The sequence below is a fragment of the Pseudomonas syringae pv. tomato str. DC3000 genome (genome assembly GCF_000007805.1).
GTDB lineage: Bacteria > Pseudomonadota > Gammaproteobacteria > Pseudomonadales > Pseudomonadaceae > Aquipseudomonas > Aquipseudomonas avellanae.
In genome coordinates, this window is the sequence record NC_004578.1 from 118,544 (window position 1) to 136,311 (window position 17,768).

16 protein-coding genes are annotated in these 17,768 nt (G+C 60.8%); 9 read left to right on the top strand and 7 right to left on the bottom strand.

Translation table 11 applies throughout. The features are described from left to right. On the bottom strand, positions 1-1,314 hold the full coding sequence (locus tag PSPTO_RS00535; protein ID WP_005769536.1) for an NAD(P)/FAD-dependent oxidoreductase: 1,314 nt from the start codon (positions 1,312-1,314) through the stop codon (positions 1-3). Between the two features lie 105 nt (positions 1,315-1,419). On the opposite strand from PSPTO_RS00535, the gene PSPTO_RS00540 reads away from it, so the two are divergent. Beyond that, positions 1,420-1,773, top strand: coding sequence for a YkgJ family cysteine cluster protein (locus PSPTO_RS00540; RefSeq protein WP_005769534.1), 354 nt, complete (start codon positions 1,420-1,422; stop codon positions 1,771-1,773). Between the two features lie 14 nt (positions 1,774-1,787). Here PSPTO_RS00540 and PSPTO_RS00545 read toward each other — a convergent pair whose 3' ends face one another. Then, entirely contained in the window at positions 1,788-2,276 is a 489-nt protein-coding gene (locus PSPTO_RS00545) for an Lrp/AsnC ligand binding domain-containing protein (protein ID WP_004655323.1), read from the bottom strand. A gap of 156 nt (positions 2,277-2,432) precedes the next feature. On the opposite strand from PSPTO_RS00545, the gene dadA reads away from it, so the two are divergent. The 6 genes from dadA to PSPTO_RS00575 all read left to right on the top strand — a co-directional run bounded on the left by dadA (position 2,433) and on the right by PSPTO_RS00575 (position 8,263). Next, entirely contained in the window at positions 2,433-3,734 is a 1,302-nt protein-coding gene (gene dadA / locus PSPTO_RS00550; protein WP_005769533.1) for a D-amino acid dehydrogenase, read from the top strand. After that, entirely contained in the window at positions 3,706-4,059 is a 354-nt protein-coding gene (locus PSPTO_RS00555; protein ID WP_005769531.1) for a RidA family protein, read from the top strand. Before dadA ends, PSPTO_RS00555 begins: the two co-directional genes overlap by 29 nt. A 79-nt stretch (positions 4,060-4,138) precedes the next feature. Next, positions 4,139-5,212, top strand: coding sequence for an alanine racemase (gene alr, locus PSPTO_RS00560; protein WP_005769528.1), 1,074 nt, complete (start codon positions 4,139-4,141; stop codon positions 5,210-5,212). Positions 5,213-5,338: 126 nt separating this feature from the next. Further along, a complete protein-coding gene (locus PSPTO_RS00565; RefSeq protein ID WP_010208319.1) occupies positions 5,339-5,887 on the top strand; it encodes a cupin domain-containing protein in 549 nt (182 codons plus the stop codon). Between the two features lie 24 nt (positions 5,888-5,911). Continuing rightward, positions 5,912-6,235: a c-type cytochrome gene (locus PSPTO_RS00570; RefSeq protein WP_005769524.1), complete on the top strand. Its 324-nt coding sequence runs from the start codon at positions 5,912-5,914 to the stop codon at positions 6,233-6,235. 96 nt (positions 6,236-6,331) lie between these two features. Next, positions 6,332-8,263, top strand: a complete 1,932-nt coding sequence (locus PSPTO_RS00575; protein ID WP_011102991.1) for an acetyl-CoA hydrolase/transferase C-terminal domain-containing protein — start codon at positions 6,332-6,334, stop codon at positions 8,261-8,263. A gap of 78 nt (positions 8,264-8,341) precedes the next feature. Here PSPTO_RS00575 and PSPTO_RS00580 read toward each other — a convergent pair whose 3' ends face one another. From PSPTO_RS00580 to PSPTO_RS00590, 3 genes are read right to left on the bottom strand one after another with little or no spacing between them, the layout of a single operon-like run. Further along, entirely contained in the window at positions 8,342-9,160 is an 819-nt protein-coding gene (locus PSPTO_RS00580) for a sulfite exporter TauE/SafE family protein (RefSeq protein WP_011102992.1), read from the bottom strand. Further along, positions 9,153-10,406, bottom strand: a complete 1,254-nt coding sequence (locus PSPTO_RS00585; RefSeq protein ID WP_011102993.1) for an NAD(P)/FAD-dependent oxidoreductase — start codon at positions 10,404-10,406, stop codon at positions 9,153-9,155. Before PSPTO_RS00585 ends, PSPTO_RS00580 begins: the two co-directional genes overlap by 8 nt. A 27-nt stretch (positions 10,407-10,433) precedes the next feature. Continuing rightward, positions 10,434-11,318, bottom strand: coding sequence for an MBL fold metallo-hydrolase (locus PSPTO_RS00590; protein WP_005769516.1), 885 nt, complete (start codon positions 11,316-11,318; stop codon positions 10,434-10,436). Between the two features lie 263 nt (positions 11,319-11,581). On the opposite strand from PSPTO_RS00590, the gene PSPTO_RS00595 reads away from it, so the two are divergent. Further along, entirely contained in the window at positions 11,582-12,901 is a 1,320-nt protein-coding gene (locus tag PSPTO_RS00595) for a sigma-54 interaction domain-containing protein (RefSeq protein ID WP_005769514.1), read from the top strand. A gap of 363 nt (positions 12,902-13,264) precedes the next feature. On the opposite strand, the gene PSPTO_RS00600 is transcribed toward PSPTO_RS00595, so the two are convergent. Together PSPTO_RS00600 and rep are read right to left on the bottom strand one after the other, a co-directional pair. Beyond that, on the bottom strand, positions 13,265-13,834 hold the full coding sequence (locus PSPTO_RS00600) for a xanthine phosphoribosyltransferase (protein WP_003378039.1): 570 nt from the start codon (positions 13,832-13,834) through the stop codon (positions 13,265-13,267). Between the two features lie 54 nt (positions 13,835-13,888). Next, positions 13,889-15,898 (bottom strand): DNA helicase Rep, encoded by a 2,010-nt coding sequence (rep, locus tag PSPTO_RS00605; protein ID WP_011102994.1) that lies wholly within the window; start codon positions 15,896-15,898, stop codon positions 13,889-13,891. Positions 15,899-16,103: 205 nt separating this feature from the next. On the opposite strand from rep, the gene PSPTO_RS00610 reads away from it, so the two are divergent. Further along, a complete protein-coding gene (locus PSPTO_RS00610; protein ID WP_007247222.1) occupies positions 16,104-17,768 on the top strand; it encodes a putative bifunctional diguanylate cyclase/phosphodiesterase in 1,665 nt (554 codons plus the stop codon).

Here is a 17,768-nt window from a genome sequence, read left to right on the forward strand (position 1 = left end):
TCAGCGCAGCTCTTTCAGGCGATGCCAGAGCATGCCCAGCGCCAGTAACGGCGAGCGCAGGTGTTTGCCGCCCGGAAAGGTCATGTGCGGCACCCTGGCAAACAGTTCGAAGCCGTCGCTGTGTTGCCCGGCGATGGCTTCGGCCAGCAAGCGACCCGCCAGGTGCGTGGCATTCACGCCATGCCCCGAGTAAGCCTGGGCGTAAAACACGTTTGGCTGCTGGCTGAGTCGGCCAATCTGCGGCAAGCGGTTGGCACCGATCCCGATCATCCCGCCCCACTGATAATCAATGGCCACGCTGGCCAGTTGCGGAAATACATCCAGCATTTTGGGGCGCATGTAAGCGGCGATATCCTGCGGATCGCGCCCCGAATAATGGCAGGCACCGCCGAACAACAAGCGGCGGTCAGCAGACAACCGATAGTAATCAACCGTTACCCGCTGGTCGCAAACAGCCATGTCCTGCGGCAGCAACTCGCGTGCCTGCGCCTCACTCAAAGGCTCGGTCGCAATGATGTAGCTGCCTGCGGGCAACACCTTGCCGCTGATTTCCGGGTTCAGCTCGTCGAGATAAGCGTTGCAACCCAGCACCAGGGTTTTCGCAAGCACCGAGCCCTGAGCCGTGTGCACCTTGACCTGCGGACCGTAGTCGATGCGCGTGACAGCAGAATGCTCAAACACTTGCACGCCCAGAGATTGCGCGACGGCGGCTTCGCCCAGCGCGAGATTCAACGGGTGCAGATGCCCGGAACCCAGGTCGATCAACCCGCCGACATAGCGGTCGGAGCCCACGACAGTGCGCATCTGATCGGCTTGCAGCAACGTCAACTCATGTCGATAACCCAGGCTGCGCAACTCCTCGGCGTCTTTGGCAAGGCTGTGCAGATCACGCGGCTTGTTGGCCAGATCGCAATAACCCCACTTCAGGTCGCATTCGATCCCGTACCGTTCGATGCGCCGGCGCACGATTTCAACCGCTTCGATGCCCAGCAGCTTGAGCTGCCTCACGCCTTCACTGCCAATGACATTGGCAAACTGCTCGACGCCATGACCGACACCACGAATCAATTGGCCGCCGTTACGCCCGCTCGCCCCCCAGCCGATCTTGCGTGCTTCCAGCAGCGCAACACTCAGCCCGCGCTCGGCCAGCTCAATGGCGGTGTTAAGCCCGGAAAACCCGCCACCCACGACACACACATCGACCTTCAACTCACCTTGCAACGCCGGGTGATCCGCTTGCGGGTGGCTGCTGGCGGCGTAATAGGAGGCAACATGCTGATCGTCACGGGCTAGGTGCTGAACGCGGGCGTTCATGGATTTGTCCTGTTGGCGGCGTCTGGGTTGTCAGGAGGATAAGCCGCTGTCATGCGCCTGCCAACTGAGGCACACTTGCGGCAACACGTTCGGGTGATCGATTCAATGAGCTGTAACCGTGAAAAAGTCCGCGATCTGCGCCGCCAGATTCCTTCGTTCGACTGCGTGCCCGGCTGTCACGACTGCTGCGGCCCGGTGACGACCTCGTCCGAAGAAATGTCGCGCCTGCCGCGCAAGACGGTCGCCGAGCAGGAAGCGGCCTTCAATGAACTCAACTGTGTACACCTCGGCCCGCAAGGCTGCACCGTGTATGACGAACGCCCGCTGATCTGCCGCCTGTTCGGCACCACCGCAAGCCTGCCGTGCCCGAACGGCCGTCGTCCGGTCGAACTGATTCATCCACGGGCCGAAAAGCAGATTCACGAGTACATGGCCTCAACCCGGCAAGTGCTGGTCTAGGCCGGCGAGCATGATCAGTCGGCAATCGGCAGGTTCAGGCTCTCTTTGACTTCTTCCATCACGATGTAGCTCTTGGACTCGCGCACATGCGGCAGCTTGAGCAAGATGTCGCCCAGCAGCTTGCGATAAGAGGCCATTTCGGAAATACGCGCCTTGACCAGGTAGTCGAAGTCGCCGGACACCAGATGACACTCCAGCACGTGCGGCAGCTTGAGCACTGCGCGGCGAAATTCCTCGAACGTGTCACCGGACTTGTAATCCAGACTGATTTCCACGAACACCAGCAGGCTAGCCTTGAGGCTCTGTGGGTTCAGACGGGCGTTGTACCCCATGATGATCCCCTCGCGCTCCAGCCGACGCACGCGCTCGGTGCACGGCGTGGTCGAGAGGCCAACCCGCTCGCCAAGCTCGGTAAACGAGATACGACCGTCGGCCTGAAGGATGCGCAAGATGTTGCGGTCGATCTTGTCCAGCTCGCGATTTGACTGGTGTTGAGTGCGCACGGGTAATTTCCCCTCTAGCAAAGCGTTTATTGCCGTGAATAAACGCCAAATATAGATGCTTATACAGTGAGAAGCACTGCCCATTGCTCAATATACTGCCCACATCCTTGCTTAAAACTTAAAACGTCAGCGGATATCCGCGATGAGGTCATCGACATGCGCGTTCTGGTCCTTGGTAGTGGCGTAATCGGTACAACCAGTGCTTATTATCTGGCGCGTGCCGGCTTCCAGGTGACAGTGGTCGATCGTCAGCCGGCGGTCGGCATGGAAACCAGCTTCGCCAATGCCGGTCAGGTCTCGCCGGGCTACGCCTCGCCTTGGGCTGCGCCGGGTGTGCCGCTCAAGGCAATCAAATGGCTGCTGCAGCGTCATTCGCCTCTGGCAATCAAAGCCACCGCAGATATTGATCAATACCTGTGGATGGCGCAAATGCTTCGCAATTGCACGGCCAACCGCTATGCCGTCAACAAAGAGCGCATGGTGCGTCTGTCCGAATACAGCCGCGATTGCCTTGATGAGCTGCGCATCGAAACCGGCATTGCCTATGAAGGGCGCAGCCTGGGGACCACCCAGTTGTTTCGGACCCAGGCACAACTGGATAACGCCGCCAAGGATATCGCCGTGCTTGAACAGTCCGGCGTGCCTTACGAGCTGCTGGACCGCGCAGGCATTGCCCGTGTCGAGCCTGCGCTTGCCGGTGTGACCGGCATCCTCAGTGGCGCACTGCGCCTGCCCAACGACCAGACCGGCGATTGCCAGTTGTTCACCACGCGCCTGGCTCAGATGGCTGTCGAGCTGGGTGTCGAGTTTCGTTACGGGCAGAACATCGAACGCCTTGAGCATGCAGGCGACACCGTCAGTGGCGTGTGGATTGATGGTGTACTGGAAACCGCTGACCGCTACGTGCTGGCGCTGGGCAGCTATTCGCCGCAGTTGCTCAAGCCGCTGGGCATCAAGGCACCGGTCTACCCGCTCAAGGGCTATTCGCTGACCGTGCCGATCAGCAACCCGGCCATGGCACCGACTTCAACCATTCTCGATGAAACCTACAAAGTCGCCATCACCCGCTTCGATAACCGGATCCGGGTCGGCGGCATGGCGGAAATCGCCGGGTTCGATCTCTCGCTCAACCCGCGTCGGCGTGAAACGCTGGAGATGATCGTCGGCGACCTCTATCCTCAGGGCGGCGACCTGAGCCAGGCCAGTTTCTGGACCGGGCTGCGTCCGACTACACCCGATGGCACACCGATCGTGGGTGCAACACCGTTGCGCAACCTGTTCCTCAATACCGGTCACGGTACATTGGGCTGGACGATGGCGTGCGGTTCAGGCCGCTTGCTGGCAGACCTCATTGCCCGCAAGAGACCTCAGATCAGTGCCGCAGGGCTTGATATTTCTCGTTACGGCAACCCCCAGGAGAATGCACAGCATGTCAATCCAGCGCCAGCTCACCAATGAGCGCATGAGTCAGGTCGTCGTCCACAATGGCACCGTTTATCTGGCGGGGCAGGTAGGCGATGACATGACTGCGGGTGTCGAGCAGCAAACCCGAGAGGTGCTGAACAGCATCGAGCGTTTGCTCGACCTGGCCGGCACCGACAAAACGCGCATTCTGTCGGTCACGATCTACCTCAAAGACATCGACGCTGACTTCGCGGGCATGAACAGCGTCTGGGACAAATGGCTGCCCAAGGGCTTCGCACCTGCGCGTGCAACGGTCGAAGCCAAACTGTGCGAGCCGCAAATCCTCGTCGAACTGTCGGTTATTGCCGCGCTGCCGTAACACATCGAAAAGCCCGGCGACGCTCTATCGGCGTCGGGCGTTTTGACCCTTTTCACCTCTCCAGACAAGAAACGTCACCATGCGTCCAGCCCGCGCCCTTATTGATCTTCAGGCACTGCGCCACAACTACCGACTGGCCCGTGACAGCAGCGGCGGCAGAGCGCTGGCCGTCATCAAGGCCGACGCCTATGGTCACGGCGCGGTGCATGTCGCTCAGGCACTGGAAGCGCAGGCCGACGGTTTCGCGGTGGCGTGTATCGAAGAAGCACTGGAACTGCGCGCGGCAGGTATCCGAGCGCCGATTCTGCTGCTCGAAGGCTTTTTTGAAGCCGACGAGCTGGCACTGATTGTCGAGCACGACTTGTGGACGGTGGTGCACGCGATCTGGCAACTGGAAGCCATTGAACAGGCGCAGCTTGGCAAACCTCTGACGGTCTGGCTCAAGCTCGACACCGGCATGCACCGTGTGGGCCTGCACCCTTCCGAGTATCGCGCGGCGTATCAACGTTTACTGGCGACCGGCAAAGTGGCCAGGGTCGTCCTGATGAGCCATTTTTCGTGTGCCGACGAATTGAACAGCGCCTGCAGCGATCAGCAGGTCGCGGTATTTGAAGCCGCTCGCCAAGGGCTTGTGGCTGAAACCAGCCTGAAAAATTCTCCCGCCGTGATGGGCTGGCCGAAGATCCCCAGCGATTGGTCACGCACCGGCATCATGCTCTACGGCGCCACGCCGTTTGACCAGACGCAGCCGCTTGCCGAGCGTCTGCAACCGGTCATGACCCTTGAATCGAAAGTCATCAGCGTGCGCGAACTGCCCGCTGGCGAAGCCGTGGGTTACGGCGCGACTTTCGTCAGTGAGCGCCCCCTGCGCATCGGCGTAGTCGCAATGGGCTACGCCGACGGCTATCCGCGCCATGCGCCGACGGGTACGCCGGTGCTGATCGACGGCCAACGCTCAAGGCTGCTTGGCCGGGTGTCGATGGACATGCTCTGCGTAGACCTGACCGACGTGCCGCAGGCCGGGCTCGGCAGCCGCGTCGAGCTGTGGGGCAAGGCCGTGCTCGCCAGCGAAGTGGCCACGCAAGCGGGCACCATTCCCTATCAGATCTTCTGCAACCTGCGTCGCGTTCCGCGCATCTATTCAGAAAACTGATTGCCTGATCTGTCCGCCAGGCCCCCGAGGCGCGCGGTGTCGGTCGAAGTGTTGTAAATAATGAACGCTGTTGCCATGATGGCGTTCATCTCGACTAGACCTGACAAAAACTGGGGGAATATCGCATTGGACGTGGGTGAACGGCTGCAATCGATTCGCAAGCTCAAGGGCCTGTCCCAGCGTGAACTCGCCAAACGGGCAGGCGTGACCAATAGCACCATCTCCATGATCGAGAAAAACAGCGTCAGCCCGTCGATCAGTTCCCTGCGCAAAGTGCTGGGTGGCATTCCCATGTCCATGGTCGAGTTTTTTTCCGAAGAGACCGTGCCGGAAAACTCAGCTCAGGTGGTCTACAAGGCCAGCGAGCTGATCGATATCTCTGACGGCGCCGTGACCATGAAGCTGGTCGGCAAATCGCATCAGGGCCGCGCCATCGCGTTTCTCACCGAAACCTACCCGCCGGGTGCAGACACCGGGGAAGAAATGCTGATTCATGAGGGCGAAGAAACCGGAATCCTTGTGGAAGGGCGTCTTGAGCTGGTGGTCGGGCTCGACACCTACTTGCTAGAAGCGGGCGACAGCTACTATTTCGCAAGCACCCGACCGCATCGCTTCCGCAACCCGTTCGACGTGCCTGCGCGGTTGATCAGCGCGGCAACACCCGCCAATTTCTGAGCGCCTTATCGCGATGAGTGCAGCGTGAACCTTACCCTGAAGATTCTGGCCACCGCAGGTGCACTGACGGTTTGGGCGTTCAACGCCCAGGCTGCCGACAACGCCCGATCCCCTGACGACATCATTGCCACGCACTGCGTGGCCTGTCACAGCGTCGGCTTGCTGAAAGCGCCGAAAATCGGCGACACCGCGGCCTGGGAAGAGCGCGCGAATAAAGCCGGCGGGCTCGATGGCCTGCTGGCCAGCACCCTGAAAGGCCTGAGCATCATGCCGCCCAAAGGCAGCTGCGCCGATTGCACTGACGACGAACTGAAGAATGCCATACGGAGCATGTCCGGGCTGGAGTGAGCGGAGCTGTACTGGCCGCTCTGCGCACCCGCCATGCAGCACTTTCACTGCATCAAAGGTCCAAGCTGCACCCAATAACAATTCAGGAGAGCTGGGATGCCGTATTCCTGTTCCATCGAGCAAGCCGTCGATCACGTTCTGGCGCAGTTACCCGAGCATGTCCATCTCGGCATGCCGCTGGGGTTGGGCAAGCCCAATCGGTTCGTCAACGCGTTGTACCAGCGCATCAGCCAGCTGCCAGAGCGACGGCTGACGATCTACACCGCCCTGACCCTGGGACGCCCCACACCCGGTGAGGGTTTGCAGGCGCGGTTTCTCGAGCCGTTTCTGGAACGCACCTTCGGTGACTACCCGGAGCTTGAATTTCTCGCCGCATTGCGCCGCGACAAGCTGCCTCCCAACATCCGCGTTCAGCAGTTCTTCATGCAGCCGGGCAGCCTGCTCGACAGTGCTCCGGCCCAGCAGGACTACGTCAGCAGCAATTACAGCCACGCCGCCCGCGATATCAACGCCCATGGCCTGAATCTGGTGGCGCAACTGGTCGCGCGTGACGACCAGCGGCCGGGCACGCTGAGCCTCAGTTGCAACCCCGACGTGACCCTCGACCTGCTGCCGATGATCGCCAAACGGCGCGCCGCCGGGGAGACCATTCTGATGCTTGGGCAGGTCCATGCCGACCTGCCGTACATGCCGGGCGACTCGGAGCTGGACGTCGAAGCCTTCGACCTGCTGTTGAACGAAGACGAACACAGCACGCTGTTTTCCACGCCCAACATGCCGGTGGGTTATCAGGATCACCTGATCGGTCTGCATGCCAGCACGCTGGTGCGCGACGGCGGCACATTGCAGATTGGCATCGGCTCGATGGGCGACGCACTGACCGGCGCATTGCTGGCGCGGCAGGCCGACAACGAAACCTGGCGCAGCCTGCTGGCTGACCTGAACATGAGCAACTGGCAGACCCTGATCGACCGGGAAGGCGGTACTCAGCCTTTCGCCAGCGGGCTTTATGGTTGCAGCGAGATGTTCGTCAACGGGCTGCTGGTGCTGGCCGATGCGGGCATTGTGCGGCGCAAGGTGTATGCCGATGCCGAACTGCAAAGACTGGCCAACATGGGCACGCTGGATGAAGACGCGCACCCTGAAGGTGTGGTCGTGCATGGTGGGTTTTTTCTAGGGCCGTCAAGCTTCTACGAGCGGCTGCGCGAGCTACCCGCCGAGCGATTGGCGCAGTTCAACATGACTGCCATCAGCTACATCAACGAGCTTTACGGCCAGGAAGACCTCAAGCGTCTGCAACGCCGCGATGCGCGTTTTATCAACAGCGCGTTCACCGTCACCCTGATGGGTGCAGCGGTGGCCGATCAACTGGAAGACGGGCGGGTGCTGAGCGGCGTGGGCGGCCAGTACAACTTTGTCGCGCAGGCCCATGCGCTTGAGGGCGCGCGTTCGATTCTGATGCTGCGCAGCTGGCGCGAGTCAGGCGGCGAGGTCAGTTCCAATATCGTCTGGCAGTACGGCCACACGACGATCCCCCGGCACCTGCGCGATATCGTCGTGACTGAATACGGCATCGCTGACTTGCGCGGTCAGACTGACGCCACAGTGATCGAACGCATTCTGAACATCAGCGATTCGCGGTTTCAGCCCGGCTTGATCGAGCAGGCGCAAAAGGCCGGTAAATTGCCCAAGGACTTCATCCTCGACCCGCGCTTTACCCAGAATACGCCGGAGCGCCTGCGTGGCATTGCTGCTCACTATCCGTCGTTGTTCACCGAGTACCCGCTAGGCTGCGACTTCACCCCCGAGGAGCGTGATCTGCTGCGCGCATTGAACTGGCTGAAGAGCAAACTCAAGCTCACCGAAATACTCGAACTGGGCAAAGCCACCCTCGACGCCCCCGACCCGGAGACCTTCCCGCAGCACTTGCAACGCATGCAACTCGACCAGCCTCAAGGCCTGCGCGAGGAACTGTATCAGCGGCTATTGCTGGCCGGATTGCACAATACAACCGGGCTGACAGGATAGACGGATAAATATTGTGCCGACGCTCCAGCGTCGGTACACAGCCCTGGACGCTCGGCATCCGATCTCAATGCCTGGCGCTCACACCTGCACCACCGCAAACACCAGCATCAACGCTGCCGCAATCCCGCAAACAGCAAACAACTGCTGCAAGCGCGGCCCTGCCAGGTAGCGGGCGACCTGCCTGCCACCTAGCAAACCGGCCACTGCGCCGAGTGCGAAGGGCGCGCCCACTGCCCAGTGCATCACCCCACTGAGCGACGCGATGATGACGCTACCGGTCGAGACCAGCGCGATTACCGCAAGCGATGTCGCCACGACGCTTTTCATGTTCAGGTCGCTGTAGCGTGTCAGCGCCGGAATGATCACAAAACCACCGCCAACACCAAGCAGCCCGGAGAGCAACCCCGAGCACATACCCGTCAACGTCAGGGCGCGCAGGCACGGCATTGTCCAGCGCAGGCGACCTTGCAACGGATTGAGCACGCAAGGCAGCATTTGCGCACGCGGTGCCTGGCGGCCATCACGCAGTTCGCGGCTGGCCCTGATGAAGATACGCCCGCAGGCATACAGCAACACGGCAGAAAAGATCAGCGCCAGCGGCGTGTTGGGCAAACGATGGGCAAGCCAGAGACCGATGGGTGCCATCAGCACGCCGATACCCGCAATGTAACCCGCAGCGCGATAGCGCACGATGCCCTGACGCAGCCCCAATACCGCACCGACCCCGGCGGCAAGACCGACAGCCAGCAAGCCTACCGGCGCTGCTTCGATAATCGTCAGGCCCAGCCCGAATACCAGCAGCGGCACTGCCAGAATGCCACCGCCAGCACCCGTCAACGCCAGGACCGCCCCGATGATCACGCCCAGACCTGCACCCAATAGCGAGTGATCAATCATGTCTGGCTGTGGCCTTCTTCGGTCGGGCCAGCCATTCACGGCCTTTGAGCATGCCGTTCCAGTACAGCGCCGGCAGCACGCTCGCCTTCAACCACCACGCCAGACGGGTCGGTTTGCGGCCATCCAGCAACCAGCCCGGAAAGCTGGGGGCAACCTTGCCGCCATAGGTGAACTCGGCCAGCACGATCTTGCCTTTTTCGACCGTCAGCGGGCAGGAGCCATAACCGTCGTAAATGACGGGTTCACTCAGACGACCCATCGCAACCAGCACGTTGTTGGCCGCCACCGGCGCCTGCTTGCGCGCTGCCGCGGCCGTCTTGGCATTGCTGGTGTTGGTGACATCGCCCAGGCCATGAATGTTGGCGAACCGGCGGTGCCTGAGCGTGGCGGGATCCACGTCCACCCAGCCTGCCACATCGGCCAGCGGGCTGTTGCGGATGAAGTCCGGGGCAATCTGCGGTGGCACTACGTGCAACATCTCGAAGCTTTGCTCGACGGTCTCACAGGTTCCGTCCGGCAGCGTCTGGATGAACGTCGCGCGCTTTCCAGGCCCGTCGACCGCGATCAGTCGATGGCTGAACTTGAGGTCGATGGCATAGCGTTGAACATACTTCATCAGCGCAGGAACATAGTCCGCCACGCCGAACAACACGCCACCGGCATTATAGAACTGTGCGTTGATCTGCCCGAGACGACCCGCTTTGAGCCAGTGATCGCAGGACAAGTACAGGGCTTTCTGAGGCGCACCCGCGCATTTGATCGGCATGGGCGGCTGGGTGAATAACGCGCGACCCTGTTTCAGGCCCTGCACCAGTTTCCAGGTGTAGGGCGCCAGGTCATAACGATAATTGGAGGTCACGCCATTGGCACCCAGCGTATCGACCAGCCCGTCGATGGCCGCCCAATCCAGTTTCAGGCCAGGGCAAACCACCAGTTGCTGATAGCCAATCGAACGCCCGTCTTCCAGCGTGAGGGCGTTATCCTGCGGCTCGAACGTCGCTACCGCAGCCTTGATCCACTGCACACCTTTGGGAATAAGCGACTCCATACTGCGCGCCGTCGATTGCGGCTCAAAAACCCCCGCACCGACCATGGTCCAGCCTGGCTGGTAGTAATGGGTATCGGCCGGGTCCACCAGCGTGATTTGCAGCGAGGCGTCACGGGCAAGCAGGCTTGCGGCAGTCGCTATGCCGGCAGCGCCGCCGCCGACAATCAGGATCTGGCAGTTAGTGTTCAAGGCAGTCATCGCAGGGTTTCCGAAAGCGGGCAGGGCTTAAAAAGCATTGAGCGGGATCTTCAGATAGACGACGCCGTTGTCATCCGGCTCGGGAAAGTGGCCACCGCGCATGTTGACTTGCACCGCCGGGAGCATCAGCACCGGCATCTCCAGCGTGGCGTCGCGTGCTTCGCGCATGCTGACGAACGCGTCTTCATCCACGCCGTCATGCACATGGATATTGCTGGCGCGCTGCTCAGCGACAGTGGTCATGTATTTCAGATCTCGCCCGTCGGGCAAGTAGTCATGGCACATGAACAGGATGGTTTGCTGCGGCAACGCCAGCAGTTTGCGAATGGAGCGGTACAGCGTGCGTGCGTCGGCACCAGGAAAGTCGCAGCGTGCGGTGCCGTAATCGGGCATGAACAGCGTGTCGCCCACAAACGCGACCATCTTTTCGCCCACCTGTATCAGGTAACTCGTACAGGCTGGCGTGTGCCCCGGCGTATGCATGGCTTTTACCTGAAGCCCGCCAATGGCGAATGAGGCGTCATCCTCGACCAGCACGTCGAACTGGCTGCCATTGCGCGCAAAATCCGCCGGCGCGTTGAACAGCGCTCCGAAGGTTTCCTGGACCACCGTGATGTGACTGCCGATGACTACTTGCCCGCCCAGCTTCTGTTTAAGGTAGGGCGCTGCCGACAGATGATCGGCATGCACATGGGTTTCGAGTATCCACTGCACCGAGCCCTGCAAACCACGCACCCGGCCAATCATCCGGTCTGCAGCTTCGGTGCGGGTACGGCCGGACTTGGGGTCGTAATCGAGCACACTGTCAATCAGCGCGCATTGCCTGCTCTCCAGATCCATCACCAGATAGCTGATGGTCCAGGTATGACTGTCGAAGAGCGCTTCGACATAAAGCTTTTCAGCGATGATCATGTGCGATTTCCGTTGCTGTAGATCGCCTCAAGACAAGCCCATAGGGGCCAGGCGGTTGGCAGACGTTGCTATTGACTCTCAATAAACATGCCAACAGCGTTTGAGCATGTGGAGCTTAGTGGGCACGGGGGTCTGAACAGTTCTACAAGATGGGCGGACGGCAATCAGCATGGATTGACTGCCATATTCTGGCAGTCATGTGGCAGCTTCTGGCATAGACTGGCAGCCACTTAACCCAGGCTGAGCCCTCCGCAGGAGCACGTATGTCACTCATCGCCACCGATCTGCCCGGCAGCCGCATGCAATCGCTGGTGTCGTACCTCGAACACGACGTGCAGCCGACCATTGTTCTGGACACCGATTACAACATCATCGCTGCCAACACGGCCTATCAGCGCCAGTTCGGGGTCGAGGGCATGCCGCACGTGGGCGAAAAGTGCTACCGGGTTTCCCATCAGTTTGCAGTGCCCTGCGACCAGGCCGGTGAGCATTGCCCGATGCGCAAGGCTGATGAGACGCGGCGTCCGGAGCGCTTGCTGCACATTCACCACACACCGCGTGGCCCGGAACATGTGGATGTGGAGCTGCGGCCGATCCTTGATGATCGTGGCGAGGTCATTGCCTATGTCGAACGACTGACATCGGTGGCAGTGGCTTCGGTCCAGCCTCAGCAGCACGGGCTGGTCGGTCGTTCGGCGGCTTTCAAGGACGTCTTGAGTGCGTTGCAACGTGCCGCACCCGCGCAGATTCCCGTGCTGCTGCAAGGTGAGTCCGGGACCGGCAAAGAGCTGTTTGCCCGCGCGCTGCACGCCAGCAGCTCAAGGTCCGCCGGGCCATTGGTGGTGGTCGACTGCACGGGCCTGACGGAGAACCTGCTGGAAAGCGAGCTGTTCGGCTATGAAAAAGGCGCCTTCACCGGCGCTTTGCAACGCAAGACCGGCCTGGCCGAAGCGGCGCATGGCGGCACCTTGTTTCTGGACGAGATCGGCGAGGTGCCGCTGGCCATGCAGGTCAAGCTGTTGAGGTTGATCGAGTCCGGCAGCTTTCGTCCGGTGGGCAGCCTGAGAACCGTGCACTCGGATTTCCGTCTGGTGGCTGCCACCCACAAACCGATCAAGGACATGGTCGCCGAAGGTAGTTTTCGCCAGGACCTGTTTTACCGCATCAGCGCATTCCCGATTCGCTTACCCGCTCTGCGCGAACGCAGCGAAGACCTGCCATTGCTGATCGACAGCCTGCTGCAACGCACCTCACAGGGCGCTGCACCGCGCATCGATGCCCATGCCATGAAGCTGCTGAGCCACTACCACTACCCGGGCAACATCCGCGAACTGCGCAACATCCTTGAACGCGCCCGACTGTTTACCGATGACGGCATCATTCGCGCACAGGACTTGCCCGCAGAAGTGCGCGGGCATCAAGAAGAGAGCGGCCTGGCTTACCGCAGAACGGATGACAGCCTGGAAAAACTCGCCCACGCGCTACGCGTATTCAACGGCTCGCGCAGCGAACTGGCCAGAGAACTGGGGCTGAGCGAACGCACGTTGTATCGGCGTTTGCGTGCGCTGGGTGTTTCGGGCTGATACGCAAGCCTGCTTTGGATTCTGGCCGGAGGCCGTGGAAGCCGACCGGGCGATGCATTTTTCGGAAAGCTTAGCGGCCCCATCGCGGACAAGTCCGCTCCCACGCCCTGTGGGCAGAAGCCCGTTATGTGTGCGGACCGGGCGATGCTTCGCTCGTCCGGGATCTCTCGGTTTTCGTGGGAGCGGACTCGTCCGCGAACTGCCGGGGACCGGCAGTAAACCGGTGCATACGTTACATCAGGTACAACCGAGGTAGTCTGGATCAGGGCCGCTTCGCAGCCCATCGCGGACAAGCGAAGCGCCGCCCGGTCCCACAGCCTTCGGCCAGAATCAAAAGCGGACTTGTGTGCAACCCCAAGCGCCTTACTTAAACGTCACCACGCCACCGGCAAGTGACTCGACCCGTGCCAGCGACTCTACGCGATAGCCTTGTGCATCCAGCTCGGCACGGCCGCCCTGAAAGGATTTCTCGATCACGATACCCAGACCTGCGACGGTGGCGCCAGCCTGTTTGATGATCGAGATCAGCGCTTGCGAGGCTTTGCCGTTGGCCAGGAAGTCATCGATGATCAGCACGTTGTCTGTGCTGTTCAGATGGCGCGGCGAGATGGCGACGGTGCTTTCCACCTGCTTGGTGAACGAGTACACGGTCGCCGACAGCAGGTTTTCAGTCAGGGTCAGCGACTGATGCTTGCGCGCGAAGATCACCGGTACGCCCATGTTCAGGCCGGCCATGACCGCTGGGGCAATGCCGGATGCTTCGATGGTCACGATCTTGGTCACGCCTGCGTCGGCGAACAGGCGGGCGAATTCGTCACCGATGGCTTTCATCAACGCCGGATCGATCTGATGGTTGAGAAACGCATCGACCTTCAGCACCTGATCGGACAGTACGATGCCTTCTTCGCGAATCTTCTTGTGCAGTGCTTCCACTTCAATTCCTTGGCTGCGCCATTGCGCAATAAATGATCAATTTCGTGGTGTCGGCTAGCGTTTCAGCATGGCGCGAATGTCGGCGAGTGCGGTGTTGCCGCGCACCGCTTTAACTTCCGTAGGCGTGTCATCGTTGCCTTCCCAGGCCAGATCGTCCGGGGGCAGCTCGTCCAGAAAACGGCTAGGCGCGCAGTCGATGATTTCGCCGTACTGCTTGCGTTTGGCGGCGAAGGTGAACGCCAGGGTCTGCCGCGCACGGGTAATGCCCACGTAGGCCAGACGGCGCTCTTCTTCAATGGTGTCGGCTTCGATGCTGGAGCGGTGCGGAAGGATCTCTTCCTCCATGCCCATGATGAACACGTACGGAAACTCCAGGCCCTTGGACGCGTGCAGGGTCATCATCTGTACGCCTTCGGCACCGTCTTCCTCTTCCTGCTGACGCTCGAGCATGTCGCGCAGGACCAGCTTGCCGATGGCCTCCTCGATGGTCATGCCGCCTTCTTCGTCCTTCTCCAGCGTGTTTTTCAACGCTTCGATCAGGAACCAGACGTTGCTCATCCGGTAATCGGCCGCCTTTTCGCTGGAGCTGTTCTGGCGCAGCCAGTTTTCGTAATCGATGTCCATGACCATGCTGCGCAGCGCGGCGATAGGGTCGTTCTGCGCGCACTGCTGGCGCACGCCGTCCATCCAGCGCTTGAAACGCTGCAACCGGTCGGTGTAGCGGCTGTCCAGATGCTCGCCCAGGCCGATTTCTTCGGTGGCGGCGTACATCGACACTTTGCGCTCGGTGGCGTAGTTGCCCAGTTTTTCCAGCGTGGTCGAGCCGATTTCCCGGCGCGGCACGTTAATCACCCGCAGGAAGGCGTTGTCGTCGTCGGGGTTCACCAGCAGGCGGAAGTAGGCCATCAGGTCCTTGACTTCCTGGCGCCCGAAAAAGCTGTTGCCACCCGACAGGCGATACGGCACCTGGTGGTGCTGCAATTTCAGCTCGATCAGCTTGGCTTGATAGTTACCGCGATAGAGGATGGCGAAGTCGCTGTAAGGCCGGTCGGTGCGCAGGTGCAGGGTGAGGATTTCCATCGCCACCCGCTCGGCTTCGGCGTCTTCGTTACGGCAGCGGATGACGCGGATTTCGTCACCATGGCCCATCTCGGACCACAATTGTTTTTCAAAGGCGTGCGGGTTGTTGGAGATCAGCACGTTGGCGCAGCGCAGGATGCGGCTGGTGGAGCGGTAGTTCTGCTCCAGCATGACGACTTTCAACGACGGATAGTCGTCCTTGAGCAACATCAGGTTTTCCGGCCGCGCACCACGCCAGGCGTAGATCGACTGGTCGTCGTCGCCCACCACGGTGAACTGGTTGCGCGTGCCGATCAGCAGTTTCACCAGCAGGTACTGACTGGCGTTGGTGTCCTGATACTCGTCCACCAGCAGGTAGCGCACCTTGTTCTGCCATTTTTCCAGAACGTCGGGGTGCTCCTGGAACAGCTTGACCGGCACCAGAATCAGGTCATCGAAGTCCACCGCGTTGTACGCCTTGAGCGTGCGCTGGTAGTGGGTGTAGACGATGGCGGCAGTCTGCTCTTTGGGGTTGCGAGCGTTTTCCAGAGCTTCGGCAGGCAGGATCAGATCGTTTTTCCACGAGCCGATCATGTTCTTGATTGCGTCGACGCCGTCGTCACCCGAGTACTCTTTTTGCATGATGTCGGTCATCAAAGCCTTGACGTCGGTCTCGTCAAAGATCGAAAACCCCGGCTTATAGCCCAGCCGCGTGTGTTCCTTGCGGATGATGTTCAGGCCCAGATTGTGGAAGGTCGAGACCGTCAGGCCACGCCCTTCACCGCCCTTGAGCAGCGTGCCGACGCGCTCTTTCATCTCGCGCGCGGCCTTGTTGGTGAAGGTCATGGCGACGATGTATTGAGCACGGATGCCGCAGTTCTGGATCAGGTGGGCAATTTTGCGGGTGATCACACTGGTCTTGCCGGAACCGGCACCGGCGAGCACCAAAAGAGGGCCGCCGACGTAGTTCACGGCTTCCTGCTGCCGGGGATTGAGTCGGGACATGGCGGTATGAAGAGTCGTCTGTAAAAAAGGTCGGGCATTTTAACAGGCCCACGCGTTTGTGCAGCGATCATCGTAGGCAGTCAGTGACGGCTATCTAATTTTTCTGGTTTTGTTACATTTGCGCCGCGACGCGACGATACGTGTATCTGTCGCGCTCCCTGAAGAGTGCGGCCACCGATTTTTCCTTTGTACTTAGGAAGTTAGATTGCCTACACCTGTCGAACCCCTGCGATTGCTTTTATTGGCACACGAGCCTTTCTGGCAGGCGCTTCTGAACGGTTGCGCCGCCGCACCGGGCGGCAATGTGATCCTGCTGCATGGCGCGAACTGGGATGTTTTCAGTGCTCGGTACGGCAGCGAGCGCAATACCGTGCTGCTTACCACGCCCGACCTGCTGCCCAAAACCGGAACCTGCCTGCTGCCAACCGTGGTGCTGCTGGAAGAGGAACCGCTGGTCGGACCGAGCGGTGTCAGTGACTGGCTGGTGCGCGACACGTTGACCGGCGATGTCCTGCGCCGCTGCCTGCGCTACGTTCATGAGCGCAGCCGCCTGGAAGACACCTTGCGACGTCTGGCTGGCCAGGATCCGTTGACCGGCATCGCCAACCGTCAGGGTTTTCAGGCGCTGCTGGCCAACCGTCTGGCAGAGGGCGGCAGCCTGGCGCTGGGGCATCTGGACCTGGACAACTTCCGCCACGCCAACGATTCGCTGGGGCATCAAGCCGGCGACCGGCTGATTCTGCAAGTGGTGGCGCGCCTGAAAAACCAGCTCGATGCCGGCGACCAGATCGCCCGTCTTGGCGGTGATGAATTTGCCCTGTTGATCGATACCCGAACCACCCCCACGCGCGCCCTGCAACTGGCCGAACGTATTACCGACGTGCTGGCCGAGCCTTACTGGGTCGATGGCGAAAGCCTGCTGCTCGGCTGCAGCCTGGGCATTGCGCACTCACCCACCCGCCCCGAAGCCGACCCGCTGATGTGGCACGCGCATATCGCCATGCGTCAGGCCAAAAGCATGCAGGGCTGCACCTTCCACCTGTTCGACGAGCGCATCAATCGCAACGCGCGCAGCCTCGCCGACCTGGAGGGCGAACTGCGACGGGCCTTGCGCCGCGACGAGATGGAGCTGCATTACCAGCCGCGGCTGTGCCTGAACACGGGCCGTATTGTCGGCCTCGAAGCGCTGGTGCGCTGGCGTCATCAAGAGCGTGGGCTGTTGCCGCCCAGTGAGTTCATACCGCTGGCCGAGCAAAGCGGCCTGATCGTGCCACTCGGCTACTGGGTCATCTTCCGGGCCTTGAAAGACATGCAGGCCCTGCGCGAGCAAGGCCTGGCGCCGCTGCACATGGCGATCAACCTGTCGTTCCGGCAGTTTCAGGACAGTCAGCTGTTGCCGACGCTCAATCGCCTGATCGAAGAGCACAACGTCGACGCGCACTGGCTGGAGTTCGAACTGACCGAAACAGCGGTGATGCGCCGCAGCGATCAGGTCAGACAGACCATGGAAGCGTTGGGCCGGCTGGGCGTGCGGTTTTCACTGGATGACTTCGGCACGGGCTATTCGTCGTTCATGCACCTCAATAGCCTGCCCATTGCGCTGCTCAAGGTCGACATGGGCTTTGTCGAGCAGATGGAAGCACGCGAAGAGAACCGCAAGCTGGTCAACGCCATGATCACGCTGGCGCACAACCTCAATCTGGAAGTGGTCGCCGAAGGCGTCGAGACCACCGGGCAGCTGGAGCTGTTACGCAGTTTCGGCTGCAATCAGGTGCAGGGCTACCTGATCAGCAGGCCGCTGCCGATGGAGCAACTGCTGACGTACCTGCGCCTGGAAGCCAGTCAGGCCGATGCTTCTCAGTCTGGCTGA